This is a genomic window from Paraburkholderia sediminicola, assembly GCF_046026895.1.
Lineage (GTDB): Bacteria > Pseudomonadota > Gammaproteobacteria > Burkholderiales > Burkholderiaceae > Paraburkholderia > Paraburkholderia sediminicola_C.
In genome coordinates this window covers 104,405-123,547 of the sequence record NZ_JAQQEU010000011.1, presented here as the reverse complement: position 1 = coordinate 123,547, position 19,143 = coordinate 104,405, and the positions used below count along the sequence as shown (strand labels likewise).

The 19,143-nt window shown below is 65.2% G+C and carries 18 protein-coding genes; 16 read left to right on the top strand and 2 right to left on the bottom strand.

Annotated features, from left to right (window positions below):
• The first annotated feature begins 3 nt into the window (after positions 1 to 3).
• The 16 genes from mtgA (at position 4) to pyrF (ending at position 17,886) form a co-directional block, all read left to right on the top strand.
• A complete protein-coding gene (mtgA, locus tag PQR02_RS10790) occupies positions 4 to 726 on the top strand; it encodes a monofunctional biosynthetic peptidoglycan transglycosylase (protein WP_408229547.1) in 723 nt (240 codons plus the stop codon).
• 38 nt (positions 727 to 764) lie between these two features.
• Entirely contained in the window at positions 765 to 1,685 is a 921-nt protein-coding gene (locus PQR02_RS10785) for a LysR family transcriptional regulator (protein WP_408229544.1), read from the top strand.
• A gap of 247 nt (positions 1,686 to 1,932) precedes the next feature.
• Positions 1,933 to 3,369, top strand: a complete 1,437-nt coding sequence (tcuA, locus tag PQR02_RS10780) for an FAD-dependent tricarballylate dehydrogenase TcuA (RefSeq protein ID WP_408229541.1) — start codon at positions 1,933 to 1,935, stop codon at positions 3,367 to 3,369.
• Positions 3,356 to 4,579, top strand: a complete 1,224-nt coding sequence (tcuB, locus tag PQR02_RS10775; RefSeq protein WP_408229538.1) for a tricarballylate utilization 4Fe-4S protein TcuB — start codon at positions 3,356 to 3,358, stop codon at positions 4,577 to 4,579. Before tcuA ends, tcuB begins: the two co-directional genes overlap by 14 nt.
• Before the next feature lie 40 nt (positions 4,580 to 4,619).
• Complete coding sequence (locus PQR02_RS10770; RefSeq protein WP_408229662.1) at positions 4,620 to 5,945, top strand: MFS transporter; 1,326 nt, start codon at positions 4,620 to 4,622, stop codon at positions 5,943 to 5,945.
• Positions 5,946 to 6,391: 446 nt separating this feature from the next.
• On the top strand, positions 6,392 to 7,348 hold the full coding sequence (locus tag PQR02_RS10765; RefSeq protein ID WP_408229535.1) for an IclR family transcriptional regulator: 957 nt from the start codon (positions 6,392 to 6,394) through the stop codon (positions 7,346 to 7,348).
• A complete protein-coding gene (locus PQR02_RS10760; RefSeq protein ID WP_408229532.1) occupies positions 7,345 to 8,406 on the top strand; it encodes a 2-dehydro-3-deoxygalactonokinase in 1,062 nt (353 codons plus the stop codon). The genes PQR02_RS10765 and PQR02_RS10760 overlap by 4 nt, the downstream gene beginning before the upstream one ends.
• 36 nt (positions 8,407 to 8,442) lie before the next feature.
• Positions 8,443 to 9,123: a 2-dehydro-3-deoxy-6-phosphogalactonate aldolase gene (locus PQR02_RS10755; protein ID WP_408229529.1), complete on the top strand. Its 681-nt coding sequence runs from the start codon at positions 8,443 to 8,445 to the stop codon at positions 9,121 to 9,123.
• Positions 9,120 to 9,896, top strand: a complete 777-nt coding sequence (locus PQR02_RS10750; RefSeq protein ID WP_408229526.1) for an SDR family oxidoreductase — start codon at positions 9,120 to 9,122, stop codon at positions 9,894 to 9,896. The genes PQR02_RS10755 and PQR02_RS10750 overlap by 4 nt, the downstream gene beginning before the upstream one ends.
• Positions 9,897 to 10,029: 133 nt before the next feature.
• Complete coding sequence (locus tag PQR02_RS10745; RefSeq protein ID WP_408229523.1) at positions 10,030 to 11,028, top strand: arabinose ABC transporter substrate-binding protein; 999 nt, start codon at positions 10,030 to 10,032, stop codon at positions 11,026 to 11,028.
• 226 nt (positions 11,029 to 11,254) lie between these two features.
• Positions 11,255 to 12,793: an L-arabinose ABC transporter ATP-binding protein AraG gene (gene araG, locus PQR02_RS10740; protein ID WP_408229520.1), complete on the top strand. Its 1,539-nt coding sequence runs from the start codon at positions 11,255 to 11,257 to the stop codon at positions 12,791 to 12,793.
• A 55-nt stretch (positions 12,794 to 12,848) separates the two neighbouring features.
• On the top strand, positions 12,849 to 13,865 hold the full coding sequence (gene araH, locus PQR02_RS10735) for an L-arabinose ABC transporter permease AraH (protein WP_408229517.1): 1,017 nt from the start codon (positions 12,849 to 12,851) through the stop codon (positions 13,863 to 13,865).
• 56 nt (positions 13,866 to 13,921) lie between these two features.
• Positions 13,922 to 14,722, top strand: coding sequence for an SDR family NAD(P)-dependent oxidoreductase (locus PQR02_RS10730; protein WP_408229514.1), 801 nt, complete (start codon positions 13,922 to 13,924; stop codon positions 14,720 to 14,722).
• Positions 14,719 to 15,633 carry an SMP-30/gluconolactonase/LRE family protein gene (locus PQR02_RS10725; RefSeq protein WP_408229511.1) on the top strand — a complete coding sequence of 305 codons (915 nt, stop codon included), beginning with the start codon at positions 14,719 to 14,721 and terminating at the stop codon, positions 15,631 to 15,633. The genes PQR02_RS10730 and PQR02_RS10725 overlap by 4 nt, the downstream gene beginning before the upstream one ends.
• Before the next feature lie 210 nt (positions 15,634 to 15,843).
• Entirely contained in the window at positions 15,844 to 16,902 is a 1,059-nt protein-coding gene (locus PQR02_RS10720) for an aldose 1-epimerase (protein WP_408229508.1), read from the top strand.
• Positions 16,903 to 17,070: 168 nt separating this feature from the next.
• Complete coding sequence (pyrF, locus tag PQR02_RS10715) at positions 17,071 to 17,886, top strand: orotidine-5'-phosphate decarboxylase (RefSeq protein ID WP_408229505.1); 816 nt, start codon at positions 17,071 to 17,073, stop codon at positions 17,884 to 17,886.
• Positions 17,887 to 18,045: 159 nt separating this feature from the next.
• Here the strand turns inward: pyrF and PQR02_RS10710 are convergent, their stop codons facing one another.
• Positions 18,046 to 18,558 carry a cupin domain-containing protein gene (locus tag PQR02_RS10710; RefSeq protein ID WP_408229502.1) on the bottom strand — a complete coding sequence of 171 codons (513 nt, stop codon included), beginning with the start codon at positions 18,556 to 18,558 and terminating at the stop codon, positions 18,046 to 18,048.
• A gap of 23 nt (positions 18,559 to 18,581) precedes the next feature.
• Entirely contained in the window at positions 18,582 to 19,082 is a 501-nt protein-coding gene (locus PQR02_RS10705) for a CinA family protein (protein ID WP_408229499.1), read from the bottom strand.
• Positions 19,083 to 19,143: the final 61 nt, after the last annotated feature.

Here is a 19,143-nt window from a genome sequence, read left to right as displayed (position 1 = left end):
ACGATGACAGCAACGCGGCGCGCAAGCCGGCCCGGTCCGGTGCGATGGATGGTTTATCTGGGCGCCGTGCTGGTGATCGCGTGGCTCGCAACGCAGGCGTTCTACTTCACGCAGATCGCGGTGTGGAATTACGTGAATCCGCGCTCGACCGCGTTCATGCGCTCGGACGCTTGGCGCCTGGCGCAGGATCGGCCGGATTTGTCGGTGCAGCATACGTGGGTGCCGTATGAGCAGATCTCGCGCAATCTGAAGCGCGCGACCATCGCTTCCGAAGACGCGAATTTCGTCAACAACAACGGCTACGAGACCGACGCGATCCTGCAAGCGTGGGAGCGCAACAAGGCGAAGGGCAGGATCGTGCGCGGCGGTTCGACGATCACCCAGCAGCTCGCGCGCAATCTGTTTCTCTCGCGTGAGAAGAGTTATATCCGCAAGGGCCAGGAGCTGATCATCACCTGGATGCTCGAAACCTTGATGGATAAGCAACGCATCTTCGAGATCTATCTGAACTCCGTGGAGTGGGGCAACGGCGTGTATGGGGCCGAGGCCGCCGCTCAGTATTACTACAAGACATCGGCGAGCAAGCTGAACGCGGCGCAGTCGGCGCGCCTCGCGGTGATGCTGCCGCGGCCCAAATATTTCGACGAGCACCGGGGATCCGCCTATCTGGCTCAACGCGCGCGCGTGATCGCGCGGCGCATGGGCGCGGCCGAATTGCCGGAATAAGCATTTTTTGCACGCGCCGCGCCGCGCGGGAAATTCCGATGGAACTGCGACAGCTACGTTACTTTATCAGCGTGATCGAACACGGCAGCATGGGCAAGGCGGCGCTCGAACTGGGCGTCGTCACATCGGCGTTGAGCCAGCAGATCGGCCGGCTCGAAAGCGAACTGTCGACCCGCCTGCTGCAGCGCACGTCGAGCGGCGTCGTGCCGACCGACGCCGGGCGCGCGTTCTGGCGGCAGGCGCAACTGGCGCTGCGCCATATCGACGCCGCCGCGCTCGCCGCGCGCGAAGCTCGCCTGTCCGGACACGTCAGCGTAGGACTCCCGCCCAGCACCACCGGCGTGCTCGGCTTGCCGTTCGTGCGTGCGATGCGCGATCGCTATCCGGACATCCGCCTGCGCATGGTCGAAAGCCTGTCCGGCTATCTCGCGTCGATGCTCGGCGCGCGGACCATCGATCTGGCAATCCTGTTTCAGGAGGCGCCCACCCAACGCTGGAGCGTGATGCCATTGCTCGACGAGCGGCTGTTCGTGATCGGCCCGCGCGATCTGCCCGGCATGCCGACGGAACCCGAGGTGCGTCTGTCGAAGCTCGGCCAGCTTCCGCTAATCCTGCCAAGCGGCTCGCATGGCTTGCGGGCGTTGTTGACCACCGCTTTCAAGCGCGCCAGGTACGAGCCGCATCTCGCCGCCGAAGCGGACGGTCTCGCGATGCTGATGGACGCGGTGCGCGGCGGTCTTGGCGCGACCATCCAGCCCGGCGCGGCGCTTGCGCGTTCCGAGAACGCGATGCTCGCCAGTAGCCGCATCGTGGACGCCGATGCGGTCAGGGCGAATCTGCTGGTCAGCGTGTCCGATGACGAATTGTCGCCCGCCGCGCTGGCGGCGCGCGTCGTGCTCGCGGATGTCGCCCGCACGCTGGTGAGCGAGGGCCGCTGGCCCGGCGCGAAACTCAGATAAGCCGCCTGTTCACAAAAACTGAAGACCCCTAGCCGGTTTGCTGATGGCGGCGTTCGCCGTCGATGATTACAGTTCGCCTCGACAGCAATTGCATGGGATCGGAGTAAGCGCTAAAGCGCCAACTCCGATCGACCGCGATTGCATGGGATCGGAGTAAGCGCTAAAGCGCCAACTCCGATCGACCGCGATTGCATGGGATCGGAGTAAGCGCTAAAGCGCCAACTCCGATCGACAGGAGACAAGCTAGATGGTCGATGTGCTCATAATCGGAGGAGGCAATGCCGCGCTGTGCGCTGCGCTGATGGCGCGCGAAGCGGGCGCGTCGGTATTGCTGCTCGAATCGGCCCCGCGCGAGTGGCGGGGCGGCAACTCACAACACACACGTAACCTGCGCTGCATGCACGATGCGCCGCAGGACGTGCTCGTCGAAACGTATCCCGAAGAAGAATACTGGCGCGACCTGTTGAAGGTGACCGGTGGCATCACGAACGAGCATCTCGCGCGTCTCGTGATCCGGGCGTCCGCAACCTGCCGTCCGTGGATGCGCAAGCACGGCGTGCGGTTTCAGCCGCCGTTGTCCGGCGCGCTGCACGTCGCGCGCACTAACGCGTTCTTCATGGGCGGCGGCAAAGCGCTCGTCAACGCGTACTACCGCAGCGCCAAAGCATTGGGCGTGCAGATTCTTTACGACACACCGGTCGACTCGATCGAGCTGGACGGCGGCCGCTTCGTCGCGGCGCGCAGTGCGGGCCGTCGTTTCGAGGCGCGTACGTGCGTGCTGGCGGCAGGCGGCTTCGAATCCAATCGCGAATGGCTGAGAGAGGCCTGGGGGCAGAACGAGCGCGGCGAATGGCCGGCGGATAACTTTCTGATCCGCGGCACGCGTTTTAACAAGGGCGTGCTGCTGAAGTACATGATCGACGCCGGCGCGGATGCGATCGGCGACCCGTCGCAGTCGCATTGCGTCGCGATCGACGCGCGTGCGCCGCTCTATGACGGCGGCATCTGCACGCGGATCGACTGTGTGTCGCTGGGGGTGGTCGTCAATCGCGACGCCATGCGGTTTTACGACGAGGGCGAGGACTTCTGGCCCAAGCGTTACGCGATCTGGGGACGCCTCGTCGCCCAGCAGCCTGGCCAGACCGGCTACTCGATCATCGACGCCAAGGCGGTCGGCCGCTTCATGCCGCCGGTGTTTCCCGGCGAGCAGTCGGACACCCTGGCGGGACTAGCGCGCAAGCTGGGTCTTCCGGAAGCGGCGTTCGTGCAAACCGTCACCGAATACAACGACGCATGCCGGGTCGGCACGTTCGACCACACGGCACTCGACGACTGCCACACCGAGGCTCTCGTCCCACCGAAGACCCATTGGGCCCGGCCTGTCGACACGCCGCCGTTCTATGGCTACGCGCTCAAGCCCGGCATCACGTTCACTTATCTGGGCCTGAAGGTCAATGACCGCGCTCAGGTGCATTTTGGCGGCAAGCCGAGCCAGAACCTCTTCGTCGCGGGCGAGATGATGGCGGGCAACGTGCTCGGCAAAGGCTATACGGCAGGGGTCGGGATGTCGATCGGCACTGCGTTTGGACGCATCGCCGGCACCGAGGCTGCGCGGGCGGCACGGTCGGCAGAAGCGGCTCGATCCGCGCGCGAATCATCAGGAGTTCTCAGTGCAGAAAATTGAAGCGCTTGCGCGTGAAGCGCAGGAGTTGGCGAACTCTCCCGGCCGCGCCGACTATCCTTCTGAACGCGATCCGCGGTCGAGAGTCATCCGGGTTCTTCCGTTGAGCGGCGACGAAGCCGAGGTCGCGCGGCAGATGCAAATATGCAACGCGTGCCGCTACTGCGAAGGTTTCTGCGCGGTATTCCCGGCGATGACACGCCGGCTCGAATTCGGCAAGGCCGACGTGAACTACCTGGCCAACCTCTGCCACAACTGCGGCGCGTGCTATCACGCTTGCCAGTACGCGCCCCCTCACGAATTCGCGGTGAACGTCCCGCAGGCGATGGCGAAAGTGCGGCTCGAAACCTACACCGAGTACGCGTGGCCGCCGATGATGGGCGCACTGTACAAACGCAACGGCTTGACCGTGGCACTGGCGCTGGCGGCCGGGCTTGCGCTGTTCCTGATACTCGGCACCGCGCTGACGGGCTCGCTGCTCGGCTACCGTGACGGCGCACAGCCATCCGGCTTCTACGCGATCTTCTCCCATCACCTGCTTGCCGCGATCTTCGGCGCGATATTCGGATTCGCGGTGTTTGCGCTGGGTATCGGCGTGACGCGATTCTGGCGGGACGTGTCGGCGGGAACGGCGTCGGCGCCGGCGATCTTCGAGGCGACGAGGAACGTGCTGGCCCTCACCTACCTCGACGGCGGACACGGCGACGGCTGCAACGAATCGGACGACCGCTTCACGCTCGCGCGCCGGCGTTTCCATCACTTCACGTTCTACGGCTTCATGCTGTGCTTCGCCGCTACGGCCGTGGCGACGCTTTACCACTACGTGCTGCATGAAGAGGCGCCTTATCCGATGCTCAGTCTGCCGGTCGTGCTGGGCTCGCTGGGCGGCATCGGCTTGCTGATCGGCCCGGCCGGTCTGCTGTGGCTCAACCTGCGGCGCAACCCCGAGAGCGGTGATGCAAAACAACGGCCGATGGATCGCGGCTTCATCGCGTTGCTGCTGCTGACGAGCGCCACGGGCCTCGCGCTACTGCTCGGCCGCGACACGCCGGCGATGCCCGCGTTGCTCGCGTCGCACCTGGGTGTGGTGATGGCGCTCTTTGCCACGCTGCCGTATGGAAAATTCGCGCACGGCATTTATCGCAGTGCGGCCTTGCTCAAGTCCGCGATCGAAAAACGCCGCAGCAGCGGCTTGCAAGCCGGCGCCGACTGAGCGCCGAAGCGTCGCAAAGAAAATAACGGAGACCTGAATGATGAACCCCACAGCCCCAGTCGCGAATGACGCGGCCACGTCCCGAGTGTCGAAGGTCGGCGCGGTATTGCGCGTGACCAGTGGCAACTTTCTGGAGCAGTTCGACTTCTTTCTATTCGGCTTTTACGCGCCGTACATTTCGAAGGTGTTCTTCCCGACGAACAGCGATTTCGCGTCGCTGATGCTCACGTTCGCGGTGTTCGGCGCGGGGTTCCTCATGCGACCGCTCGGGGCGATTTTTCTTGGCGCGTACATCGACCAGGTGGGCCGGCGCAAGGGCTTGATCGTGACGCTCGCGATCATGGCGAGCGGGACGATCCTGATCGGATGTGTGCCGGGTTATGCATCGATCGGTATGCTGGCGCCAGGTCTCGTATTGCTGGGACGGCTATTGCAGGGCTTTTCCGCGGGTGCGGAACTCGGGGGCGTGTCCGTCTATCTCGCCGAGATCGCGACGCCGGGCCGCAAGGGTTTCTACACGAGCTGGCAGTCGGCGAGCCAGCAAGTGGCGATCGTCATCGCGGCGGCGCTCGGCTACGGCCTCAATCACTGGATGACAGCCGCGACGATTGGTGCATGGGGTTGGCGCATTCCTTTCTTCATCGGCTGCGCGATCGTGCCGCTGCTATTTGCTTTGCGCCGCTCGCTGGAGGAGACGGAGGAATTCAAGGCGCAACGGCATCGCCCCAACGCGCGCGAGGTGTTCGGCACGCTGTTGCAGAACTGGAAGGTCGTGTTCGCGGGCATGCTGCTCGTCGCGATGACCACCACCACGTTTTATCTGATCACCGTTTATACGCCGACCTTCGGCAAGACCGTGCTGAAGCTCTCGACCGCCGACAGTCTGATCGTCACGTTTTGCGTCGGCATCGGCAATTTCATCTGGCTGCCGATTGGCGGCGCGCTGTCGGATCGCATCGGTCGCCGGCCGATTCTGATCGCGATTACCGTGCTTGCGATTCTGACCGCGTATCCGGCGCTATGGTGGCTGGCGGCGTCGCCCAGCTTCGTGCGCATGCTGACCGTGCTGCTGTGGTTTTCGTTCTTCTTCGGCATGTACAACGGCGCAATGGTTGCCGCGCTCACCGAGGTGATGCCGGAGAACGTTCGGGTGGCGGGCTTCTCGCTCGCGTTCAGCCTTGCTACGGCGATCTTCGGTGGATTCACGCCGGCGGTGTCGACTTATCTCATTCAGGTGACGGGCGACAGGGCAGCGCCAGGGTATTGGCTCAGCTTTGCGGCTGTGTGTGGATTGGTCGCGACGTTGGTGCTTTATCGGCGGGGTGGGGTGGGAAGCAGCTGGCGGGGTGGCGTGACGTCGACGTAACCCGCGAAATCCATGTCAACGGCCCGCGCCAGCGAACCACGCCAAACTGGCGCAAGCGTCCGCTGCAACTGCGCCGCCAGCCTGCCAGGCCCGCCTTCCGTGCGGGCTTTTTTGCGCTCCGGGCGGGCGAACCAAAGCCACTCGCACGAGGTCGGAGTGCGCGCGGCCCGAATCCCTCAAAACTAACAAATCCCATTATATGAATCTCACATTCACATATTGGAGATTTCTCAAAAACAGCCCTACAATCCAAACCACAATGCAACGCGAGTCAGAGAGCCCAGCAATCTGACCACGCGAACAGCGACAAGCAAAAAACCGGAGACGAGGCCAAACCATGCCTACCAGTCAAAGGCGGAGCCATTGCGCCCGCCGCATCGCGAATCTTCACGGCTTTTCCTCCGGCCCCGCGCGGTAAGCGCAAAAACCACCCACAGCCAATCGCCATGAACAAAGCGATGCCCACTCACGCCGAGAGCACGTCCGAAGCCGATCAAGCGACCAGCGCGGCGGCGCCTCAGGCTCCGGCGGCCAGGACGCCGCGCGCCGGCGCTCAACCGCCCGCCGTCGACGGCATCGCGCTGCCTAGCACGCTGCTGGACATCACGCCGCAACAGGCCGGCACGCAAACGCTGCTGCGCGGCCTGGCGATTCTCGAAGCCGCTGCCGCCGGCGTGCGTGACCTGCGGACCTTCGGCGCTGCGCTCGGCACGACCCGCAGCACCACGCACCGGCTGGTCAGCAGCCTCGTGCAGGCGCGTTATCTGCGTCAGGTGCAAGGCGGCTACCTGCTCGGCCCGAAGCTGATCGAGCTCGGCACCATCGCGCTCGAGCAGATGCCGCTGACCGCGGTGGCGCGTCCGCATCTGGAGTCGCTTGCCGAGCAGACGCTCGACACGATCCACCTCGGCGTGCGCGATGGCGACGACGTGCTGTACATCGACAAGATTCCCGGCACTCGCGGCCTCGAAATGCGCTCGCGCGTCGGTCACCGGATGCCGTTGGCGTCGACGGGAATCGGCAAGGCGATGATGCTCGACCTCACGCCGGATGTCTGGCAGTCGCTGTTCGACGCGTCGCGCCGCGCGCTCGCCAGTGTCACGTTCAAGCCGGACAACCGCCCCGACGCGCCGACCTTCATGCAGCGCATGACCAGCTACGCCGCCGGCGGCTACACCTTCGACCTCGAAGAAAACGAAGCGGCGATCCGTTGCGTCGCGGCCCCGGTGCGCGATGCGTCGGGGGCGGTGGTGGCGGCGCTGTCGGTGGCGAGCACGATCCCGTACATGCCGCTCGAACGCATGGACGAACTGATTCCGGTCGTGCAGCGCGAAGCCCGCGCGATCTCGGAAGAACTCGGTTGGCGCGCTCCGCAGCCGACCACCCGCAGGATCAAGCGATGAAACGAGCGGGTTCTCCCACACCGGCAAGCGCTCACCCGGTTGCGGGCGTCGCCGACGCCGCTGCCGGCCTCGCGCACGCCGCGCTGATCGCGCTCGACTGGGGCACGACCTCGCTGCGCGCCTATCTTTTCGACGCCGACGGCCAGGTGCTGGCAACGCGCGCGTCGACGGCCGGCATCATGAATCTGCCGCGCCGCGCGGAACAGGGCGGCTTCGACGCGGCCTTCGACGACGCGTGCGGCGTCTGGCTCCAATACGCTCCGGCCGTGCCGGTGATCGCGGCGGGGATGGTCGGCAGCGCGCAGGGCTGGGTCGAAGCGCCGTATGTGGACGCGCCGGCGAACGCCGATGCGCTGGTGGCCGGCATCGTCCGCGTGAAGGCGGCGTGCGGTGCGACGCTGCACATCGTGCCGGGCGTCCTGCAACGCGGCGAACTGCCCAACGTGATGCGCGGCGAAGAGACGCAGATTTTCGGCGCGCTCAGCGAGGACGCGAACGCCGCCGACATCGGCAGGCGCGCGCTGATCGGCCTGCCCGGCACGCACGCGAAATGGGCGGTCGTGCAGGCGGGGCGGATCGAGCGTTTTCATACGTTCATGACCGGCGAAGTGTTCGCGGCGCTGCGCGAGCATACGATCCTCGGGCGCACGATGGTGACGCCGGATCGTCCGGATACCGAAGCATTCCTGCATGGTGTGAGCATTGCCCGCGAGAAGGGCCAGGCGGGTCTGCTCGCGACCGTCTTCAGCGCGCGCACGCTCGGCCTCACCGGACAGCTCGCGCGCGACGCGCAGCCCGACTATCTGTCGGGCTTGCTGATCGGACATGAACTGGCCGGCCTCGAAGCCGTGCTGACGCAACAGCAGAACACGCTTGCCGCGCAGAGCCTGCGCCTGATCGGCAATGAAGCGTTGTGCGAGCGTTATCGCCTCGCGCTCACGCAATTCGGCTGCACCCAGGCGACGTTGGTGAAGCAGGCCACCGAGCGCGGCCTATGGCGCGTCGCGTCGCAGGCGGGGCTCGTCAATCCGGCCGCCCACGCGGCGCGTGCGGGTTGACCGGCCGCACCGCCGCTCACGAAACAAGGAACCGACATGCAACCTCACCTTAATCTGCCCGCTCCGTACATGCCGCACGCGGGGCTGATCGCGGCCTTCGAAATCTGTCCGCTGATCGCGATCATGCGCGGCGTGACGCCCGCCGATGCGGCCGATCACGGCCAGGCGCTGTACGAAGCGGGCTTTCGCATCGTCGAAGTGCCGTTGAATTCTCCGCAGCCGTTCGACAGCATCGCCGCGATCCGCAAGGTGCTGCCGGCCGATGCGATCGTCGGCGCGGGCACGGTGCTGCATCCGGGTTTCGTCAACGACGTGAAGCAGGCGGGCGGCGAACTGATCGTCATGCCGCATAGCGACCCTGAGGTCGTGCTCGCCGCGAAAGCGCAAGGCCTCGCCTGCGCGCCGGGCGTCGCCACGCCGACCGAAGCGTTCGTCGCGCTGAAGAACGGCGCGGACGTGCTGAAGATGTTCCCCGCCGAACAGCTCGGCTGCCAGGTCGTGAAGGCGTGGCGCGCGGTGATCGCGGCGCAGGTGCCGCTGGTGCCGGTCGGCGGCATCACGCCGGACAACATGGGGCCGTTTCTGAGCGCCGGCGCGAACGGCTTCGGCCTCGGCTCGGCGCTGTACAAGCCGGGCCAGAGCGCGGCCGTGACCGCCTCGCATGCGAAGGCGTTCATCAACGGTTTGCGGATCGCCCGCGCGGGCGTGAAGAAATGAAGCGACTCGCCGGCAAAGCCGCGTTGATCACCGGCGCCGGGCGCGGCATCGGTGCGGCGATCGCGCTCGCGTTCGCGCGCGAGGGCGCGTCGGTCGTGCTGGCGGAACTGGAGATCGACACCGCGCAGCAGACGGCCGAGCATATCAAGGCGCAAACCGGCGCACGCGTGCTCGCGCTGCACACGGACGTCACGCAGTCGGCGTCGGTCCGGCAGGCGGTGAGCGAGGCGGAGCAGGCCTTCGGCGCGCTCGACGTGCTGGTGAACAACGCCGGCATCAACGTGTTCTGCGATCCGCTGACCATGACCGACGACGACTGGCGCCGCTGCTTCGCGGTCGATCTCGACGGCGTGTGGAACGGCTGCCGCGCGGTGTTGCCGGGCATGGTCGAACGCGGCGCGGGCAGCATCGTCAACATCGCATCGACACACGCGTTCAAGATCATTCCGGGCTGTTTCCCGTATCCGGTCGCCAAGCACGGTGTGATCGGCCTGACGCGCGCGCTCGGCATCGAATACGCGCCGCGCAACGTACGGGTCAACGCGATCGCGCCGGGCTACATCGAAACGCAGTTGACGCACGACTGGTGGAACCAGCAAGCCGATCCGGCCGCCGCCCAGCAGGCGACGCTCGACTTGCAACCGATGAAGCGCATCGGCCGCCCGGAAGAAGTGGCGATGACCGCGGTGTTTCTCGCGTCGGACGAAGCGCCGTTCATCAACGCCAGTTGCATCACCGTGGATGGCGGCCGCTCGGCGCTATACCACGACTGATTTTTGCAGCACGCAGGTTGCGCAGGGGCGCAAAGAGTACACCGGACGACGCGCTGGCCGCGTGTGTCATCACCGGTACAAGAAGACGCGGCCGCTTACCTTCTCGTTATCAATTAGTCAGGAGACACGCATCATGAAACGTAGAATTTTCCTCACGCTGGCAGCAGCGGCGACGGGTGTGCTCTTCAGCGCGCCGGTCGCGCAAGCCGCCGACCCGGTCAAGATCGGCTTCCTCGTGAAGCAGCCTGAAGAACCCTGGTTCCAGGACGAATGGAAGTTCGCCGAGATCGCCGCCAAGGAAAAGGGCTTCACGCTGGTGAAGATCGGCGCGCCGTCGGGTGAGAAGGTGATGAGCGCAATCGACAATCTGTCGGCGCAGAAGGCGCAAGGCTTCGTGATCTGCACGCCTGATGTCAAGCTCGGACCGGGCATCGTCGCGAAGGCGAAGGCCGACGGCCTGAAGATGATGACGGTGGACGACCGTCTGGTCGATGGCGCGGGCAAGCCGATCGCATCGGTGCCGCACATGGGCATTTCGGCGTACAACATCGGCAAGCAGGTCGGCGACGGTCTGGCTGCGGAAATCAAGAAGCGCGGCTGGGACATGAAGGACGTCGGCGCGATCGACGTGACCTACGAACAGCTGCCGACCGCGCATGACCGGACCACTGGCGCGACCGACGCGCTGGTGGCCGCCGGCTTCCCGAAGGCGAACATCATCGCCGCGCCGCAAGCGAAGACCGACACGGAAAACGCGTTCAACGCCGCCAACATCGCGCTGACGAAGAACCCGCAGTACAAGCACTGGGTTGCCTACGCGCTGAACGACGAAGGCGTGCTCGGCGCGGTGCGCGCAGCGGAAGGCCGCGGCTTCAAGGCGGACAATATGATCGGGATCGGCATCGGCGGTTCGGACTCGGCGTTGAACGAGTTCAAGAAGCCGACGCCGACGGGCTTCTACGGCACGGTCATCATCAGCCCGAAGCGCCACGGCGAAGAAACCTCGACGCTGATGTACGACTGGATCACGCAAGGCAAGGAACCGCCGATGCTCACGCTGACGACCGGCATGCTGGCCACGCGTGAGAACGTCGGTGAAGTGCGCCAGAAGATGGGCCTTGCGTCGAATTAAGTTGCTACGTAGCGACATGAAGTGAACTGCCGGCGCGTCGCGCTCGAACCAGACGCGCCGGCAATAGCAATAGAAGATCAGCAGTAGAGACAAGCCATGTTTGCGTCTGCACGTGAGGAGCGAAGTTCGCGGCACGGCGAGGCGCGGTTCACATGAAACAGCAACTATCTTGCATGGGACCGGAGTAGGCGCTAAAGCGCCAACTCCGGCCGACACAGGAGGCGAAGTGTCAGCGACGCTACGTTTTGACAATATCGGCAAAGTCTTTCCAGGCGTGCGTGCGCTCGACGGTGTGTCCTTCGACGTCAGCGTCGGCCAGGTTCACGGCCTGATGGGCGAAAACGGCGCAGGAAAATCGACCCTGCTGAAGATACTCGGCGGTGAATATCAGCCCGACTCGGGCCGCGTGCTGATCGACGGCAACGAGGTGCGCTTCACGAGCGCGGCGTCGTCGATCGCGGCGGGCATCGCGGTGATTCACCAGGAACTGCAGTACGTTCCCGATCTGACGGTCGCGGAAAATCTGCTGCTCGGCCAGCTGCCGAACTCGCTCGGCTGGGTCAACAAGCGCGAAGCCAAGCGCTTCGTGCGCGAACGTCTGGAAGCGATGGGCGTGGCGCTCGATCCGAACGCGAAGCTGCGCAAGCTGTCGATCGCGCAACGGCAGATGGTCGAAATCTGCAAGGCGCTGTTGCGCAACGCGCGCGTGATCGCGCTCGACGAGCCGACCAGTTCGCTGTCGCATCGCGAGACCGAGGTGCTGTTCAAACTGGTGCGCGATCTGCGCGCCGACAACCGCGCGATGATCTACATCTCGCACCGGATGGACGAGATCTACGAGTTGTGCGACGCCTGCACGATCTTCCGCGACGGCCGCAAGATCGCGTCGCATCCGACGCTCGAAGGCGTGTCGCGCGACACCATCGTCAGCGAGATGGTCGGGCGTGAAATTTCGGACATCTACAACTATTCGGCACGCCCGCTCGGCGAAGTGCGCTTCGCGGCGAAAGCGATCGAAGGCCATGCGCTCGCGCAGCCGGCCAGCTTCGAGGTGCGGCGCGGCGAGATCGTCGGCTTCTTCGGTCTGGTGGGCGCGGGCCGCAGCGAGCTGATGCATCTGGTGTATGGCGCCGATCACAAGAAGGGCGGCGAACTGCTGCTCGACGGCAAGCCGATCAAGGTGCGCAGCGCGGGCGAAGCGATCAGACACGGCATCGTGCTGTGTCCGGAAGATCGCAAGGAAGAGGGCATTGTCGCGATGGCGACGGTGTCGGAGAACATCAACATCAGTTGCCGCCGTCACTACCTGCGCGCGGGGATGTTCCTCGATCGCAAGAAGGAAGCGGAAACCGCGGACCGCTTCATCAAGCTGCTGAAGATCAAAACGCCGAGCCGCCGGCAGAAAATCCGCTTCCTGTCGGGCGGCAATCAGCAGAAGGCGATTCTGTCGCGCTGGCTCGCCGAGCCCGATCTGAAGGTCGTGATTCTCGACGAGCCGACTCGCGGTATCGATGTCGGCGCGAAGCATGAAATCTACAACGTGATCTATCAGCTTGCCGAACGCGGCTGCGCGATCGTGATGATCTCGTCGGAATTGCCGGAAGTGCTCGGCGTGTCCGACCGGATCGTCGTGATGCGCCAAGGCCGGATTTCCGGCGAGCTGGCGCGCAAGGACGCAACGGAACAATCGGTGCTGAGCCTCGCACTGCCGCAAAGCTCGACTGCGCTACCCGGAACCGAAACCGCTGCCCAGCAGGCGGCCTGAACACTATTTGGACGCAAGTCCGGCAACCCGTGGGGATACGGGAGGAGTATTGAACATGCAAGCCAGAGAAAACCTCGCGCAACAGGCCGCCAAAAGTGCCGCCGATGCGCTGATTCCACAGACCAACGACAAGGCGAAATGGTGGCAGCAGATCACCGAGTACAGCCTGATCGTGATCTTCGTCGTGATGTTCGTCACGATGTCGCTGACCGTCGACCACTTCTTCTCGATCGAGAACATGCTCGGTCTCGCACTGTCGATCTCGCAGATCGGCATGGTCGCGTGCACGATGATGTTCTGCCTGGCCTCGCGCGACTTCGACCTGTCGGTGGGCTCGACCGTGGCGTTCGCCGGCGTGCTGTGCGCGATGGTGCTCAACGCCACCGGTAATACCTTCATCGCGATCATCGCGGCGGTCGCGGCGGGCGGGGTGATCGGCTTCGTCAACGGCGCGGTGATCGCGTATCTGCGCATCAATGCGCTGATCACGACGCTCGCGACGATGGAAATCGTCCGCGGCCTCGGCTTCATCGTGTCGCACGGGCAGGCCGTGGGCGTGTCGTCGGACACGTTCATCGCGCTGGGCGGCCTGAGCTTCTTCGGCGTGTCGCTGCCGATCTGGGTCACGCTGCTGTGCTTCATCGTGTTCGGCGTGATGCTCAACCAGACCGTGTACGGCCGCAATACGCTCGCGATCGGCGGCAATCCGGAAGCGTCGCGTCTGGCCGGTATCAATGTCGAACGCACGCGCGTTTTTATCTTCCTGATTCAGGGCGCCGTGACCGCGCTGGCTGGTGTGATCCTCGCGTCGCGCATCACGTCGGGTCAGCCGAATGCCGCCGAAGGTTTCGAGCTGAACGTGATTTCGGCGTGCGTACTGGGCGGCGTATCGCTGCTCGGCGGCCGCGCGACGATTTCCGGCGTGGTGATCGGCGTACTGATCATGGGTACGGTCGAGAACGTGATGAACCTGCTGAACATCGACGCGTTCTATCAGTACCTCGTGCGCGGCGCGATCCTGCTCGCCGCCGTGCTGCTCGACCAGTTGAAGAACCGCGGTTCGCGGGATTGAGCCCAGGGCTGAATCCACCGCGCCACTCACCCCATAGCTCTCAAAGGAATCGAACGATGTCGTCTCCGGCCAATGCAACCGCCCAACTCGCGGACAACGCGTTCGCGCGCTATCCGAGTCTCGTCGACCGCACGGTGTTGATCACGGGCGGCGCGACCGGCATCGGCGCATCGTTCGTCGAGCATTTCGCGGCGCAAGGCGCGCGCGTCGCGTTCTTCGATATCGACGCTAGCGCGGGTGAAGCGCTCGCCGACCAGCTCGGCGATTCGAAACACAAGCCGCTGTTCCTGAGCTGCGATCTGACCGATATCGACGCGCTGCAAAAAGCGATCGCCGACGTGAAGGCCGCCCTAGGGTCCATCCAGGTGCTGGTCAACAACGCGGCGAACGACAAGCGTCACACGATCGGCGAGGTGACGCGCGAGTCGTTCGACGCGGGCATCGCGGTGAATATCCGTCACCAGTTCTTCGCGGCGCAGGCGGTGATGGAGGACATGAAAGCGGCCAACAGCGGCTCGATCATCAACCTCGGTTCGATCAGCTGGATGCTGAAGAACGGCGGCTATCCGGTGTACGTGATGTCGAAATCGGCGGTGCAGGGTTTGACGCGCGGACTCGCGCGCGACCTCGGGCACTTCAACATTCGCGTCAACACGCTGGTGCCGGGCTGGGTGATGACGGAAAAGCAGAAGCGCCTGTGGCTCGACGACACCGGCCGCCGGCAGATCAAGGAAGGGCAGTGCATCGACGCCGAGCTGGAACCGGCCGACCTCGCCCGCATGGCACTCTTTCTCGCCGCCGACGACAGCCGGATGATCACCGCGCAGGACATCGTCGTCGATGGAGGCTGGGCGTGAGCGCTGGCGCGCCGTCGAGCGTCACGACGCAGCGGGCGGCTTTGCTGCTCGACACGAAATGCACGCTCGGAGAAGCGGCCACATGGTGCGCGAAAACCGGCCGCTTGTACTGGACGGACATTGAAGGCGCGCGGCTGTGGCGCTACGATCCGGGCGACGGCCGCAGCACCTCCTGGAGCATGCCCGAGCGCCTCGCGACGTTCGCGTTGTGCGCGAATCCGCAATACCTGCTGCTCGGCCTCGCCACGCACCTCGCGTTTTTCGATCTGGCGACTGGTGAGACGCGGCGCATCGTCGATATCGAACCGGGTCTGACCACGCGCGTGAACGATGGCCGCTGCGACCGCCAGGGGCGCTTCGTATTCGGCACGAAAGACGAAAACTCGCCGGCGCAACCGGTCGGCGGCTTTTACCGGCTCAATCGGGATCTGTCGCTGGAGCGCCTGCCGCTGCCGGCACCGGCGATCTCGAACAGCATCGCATTCAGTCCAGATGGCGCGACGTTGTATTACTGCGACTCGCTGATCCCGGAAATTCGCGTGTGCGATTATCACGCGGACGGCAGCATCGCCAACGACCGTCAGTTCACGCAGGTCATCGGTGCGGGCGTGGAGCCGGACGGCTCGACCGTCGACCGCGACGGCGGCCTGTGGAACGCGCAGTGGAACGGCGCGCGCGTGGTGCGCTACGGCCCCGACGGCGTGGAAACGGACCGCATCGAGGTGCCGACCATTCAGCCGACTTGTGTCGCGCTGGGCGGCCCGCAACTCGGCACGCTGTACATCACGAGCGCGCTCACCGGTCTCGACGCCGCGGCGCTGGCGAACGATACTCGGGCGGGCGGCGTGTTCGTCGCGACGGTCGGACGGCGCGGTTTGCCCGAACCGGAGTTCCTGGGCGTGCCCGCCTAGGCGCAGAATGACGCAGCCCGGTCGCCACAGGCCGCGGCGGCGGCTTGTTTCTGCAATGTGTTTGAAAGAATCAGAAGGTGATGTCGCAATTCCAGTGGCAGCAAATCGGCAGCATGCAGTTCGGACCCAGAGGCGATCGGTTCAAAAAATCGCCCAACAGCATCCGTCAGCAATGACGGCAACGTCCCTCGCCTCTCGATGGAGCCAGATATGACTGTTGCGAATCTTGTTTCCGCTTCTCCCCCAACCTCGCAGAGCCGGCGCTCGCGCCTCGCCGCGGCGGCCAATCCGGTGCTGGCCGGGCCGAGCACGTCGGCGGTGGCGGTCGGCGAAAGCAGCGCGGGCGATGTCGCCTGTATCACGCTCGCCAACGCGCATTTACGTCTGGACGTCGCTCCGACGCTCGGTGGCGGCGTCACCCGTTTCGACTGGCGCGGCGACGGCGCGCTCACGCCGATCTTCCGGCGCTGCCGGCACGTCGGCGCCGACACCCAGCCGAACCAGCTCGCCTGCTATCCGCTGCTGCCGTATTCGAACCGGATCGGCGGCGGCCGTTTCAATGTCGCGGGGCGGCGTGTTGAAGTGCCGCGCAATCGCGACGACGAACCATGGCCGATTCACGGCGACGGCTGGCTGTCGGAGTGGCAGGTGGCGGAGTCGGACCGCGAAAACGTGCGCTTGACGCTCGATCGCCGTGACGGCAAGCCCTACGCGTTCCGCGCGACGCAAACCTATACGCTCGACGGCCCGACGCTCATCGTCGCGCTGGAGATCGAGAACGCGGGGCGCGAGGCGCTGCCGTTCGGGCTCGGCGTGCATCCGTTCTTCGTGCGCGACGCGGACACGGAACTGTCGGCTGCGGCCGGCGGCCTGTGGCTGTCCGGCGACGACTGGCTGCCGGTGCGCCACGTGCAGGCGCCCCCCGCGTGGCAATTCGGCGTCGCGTATCCGTTGCCGGAGACGATCGTCAACCACGCGTTCACCGGCTGGAGCGGGCAGGCGGCGGTGGTGTGGCCGAAGCGCCGCCTGTCGCTGAACATCGCCGCCGACACCGACTACTACGTGCTGTACACGCCGCCCGGCGAAAACTTTTTTTGCTTCGAGCCGGTCGATCATCCGATCAACGCGATGAATCTGGCCGGCGGCGCGTGCGAAAACGGCATGACCCTGCTGGGACGCGGCGAGCGGCTGACGCGCACGTTCCGCTTCACAGTCGAGCGCACCGGTTTGCGTTCGATGCCCGGCGCGCGCGGGTCGCGGCGGCAGTAGCAGGACGGGGTGGCGTGAAGGGACTGGCGCGACGCGATACGGCGTGAACGCAACCCTTCGCGCCGCGCCGCGAGAAACTGGTCGAGCGCGCCGCTGCGCGCCTGACCCGGCGCGCAGGACAGGTAAAATACGCGCCTCTTCCGATTACCGGCTCGCCGCGAGACCCACATGTCCCATTTCATCCAGACACTCAACGACGCCTGGCAGCGCACCAACTCGCTGCTGTGCGTCGGCCTCGATCCCGAGCCCAGCAAATTCCCGGGCGCGCTCGCCGGCCGGCCCGACGCGATTTTCGACTTCTGCCGCGCGATCGTCGATGCAAGCGCGCCGTATGCGTCGTCGTTCAAGCCGCAGATCGCGTACTTCGCCGCGCATCGCGCGGAGGACCAGCTCGAACAGCTGATCGCCCACATTCATGCGAACCATCCGGGCCTGCCGGTGATCCTTGACGCGAAGCGCGGCGACATCGGCAGCACCGCCGAACAATACGCGCGCGAGGCGTTCGAGCGCTACAAGGCGGACGCGGTGACAGTGAATCCTTACATGGGTTTCGACTCGATCCAGCCGTATCTGGAACACGAAGGCAAAGGCGTGATCGTGCTATGCCGCACGTCGAATCCGGGCGGCTCCGATCTGCAATTCCTGGAGACGGGCGGCCGTCCGCTGTACCAGGTCGTCGCGCAACTGGCGGCGGACAAGTGGAATGCGAGCGGGCAGCTGGCGCTGGTGGTCGGCGCGACGTTCCCGAAGGAAATCGATGTGGTGCGCGGGATCGTCGGCGATATGCCGCTGCTGATTCCGGGCATCGGCGCGCAAGGCGGCGATGTCGAGGCGACCGTCAACGCCGGGCGCACCGCGAACGGCACGGGCATGCTGATCAACTCGTCGCGCGCGATCATCTACGCGGGCAAAGGCGACGATTTCGCGCAAGCCGCGGCGAAAGCCGCGATGGATACCCGCGACCGGATCAACGCGTTCCGCTGATCGAGGGGTGGGTTGGTGAAGCTGGCTCTGGGTTGAACAAGCCAGCTTTTGAGCGGGCTCGGTTCGGCCCGGTTTGATGAGAGGGTTCGGAACGGTTCAGAACGTTCCGCCTGATCAGGTTTTCTCGAGCCTCCTGCCCGACCAGAGCAAGAAGGCTATCTAAGCCGCCGGCCCCAGCCGCACAATAGACTCCGCGTGCTGCGGATACTCCGCCCTCAACGCATCCAGATCCGCCAGTTCGAATTCGCTGAATTCGAATCCCGGCGCGACCGTGCAGCCCACCAGCGCGAACGCCGCCGGATCGGCGCATTCCGCCGCGAACCACAAACCCGCCGGGACTACCGCCTGAAACACCGCGTCGGGATGCGTCACCGTATTGCCCAGCTTGTGCGTGATCAATGCGCCGTGTTTGTGGAGCACGTGAACGTGCAACGGCTCGCCCGCATAGAAATGCCACACTTCGTCTGACCTGATCCGATGCCACGCCGAATGCGCGCCGTCGCAGAGCAGGTAGTAAATCGCGGTCGACGCCGAGAGATTCTGCGCCGAGCCGTCGTCGCGAACCACGCGTTGCGCCGACCGATACGTCTCGCTAAAAAATCCGCCTTCCGGATGCGGCTTCAGATTGAAGCGGCGAATCAGTTCGTCTTTGGCTGCCTGCGAATCGCGCATCGTTTCCGCCCTTCAAACGAGGGTCAATGTTCGCGCTCGTCGAGCAGCGCGAGCACGCCGCGCAATGCGTGCGCGGCGGCCTGCACGCGAATCTGCTCGCGGTCGCCCTTGAAGATCTTCGTCTCCACCGACGTATGCAGCCGGTTGCTCCAGCCGAACGACACCATCCCGACCGGCTTGGTCTCGGAGCCGCCGCCCGGTCCGGCGACGCCGGTGATCGACACCGAGACCTGCGCGCGGCTGTTGCGCAGCGCGCCTTCGGCCATGGCGCGCGCGACCGGCTCGCTGACCGCGCCGTGCTTGTCGATCAGGTCGGCGGGCACGCCGATCATCTCGCTCTTCGCCTGATTCGAATACGTGACGAAGCCGCGCTCGAACCAGCCGCTGCTGCCCGAAATGTCGGTGATCGCGGTCGCCACCATGCCGCCCGTGCAGGACTCGGCGGTGACGAGCGTCAGGCGCTCGTCGCGCAGGCGGTTGCTCACGCGAATCGCGAGCTGGTGAACGACGGAATCGGTAGGCATGGCGTCAATCCGGAAAACGGGAGCCGGCACTGAAGCGCGGCGTAGGCGGCGATTGCCGTGC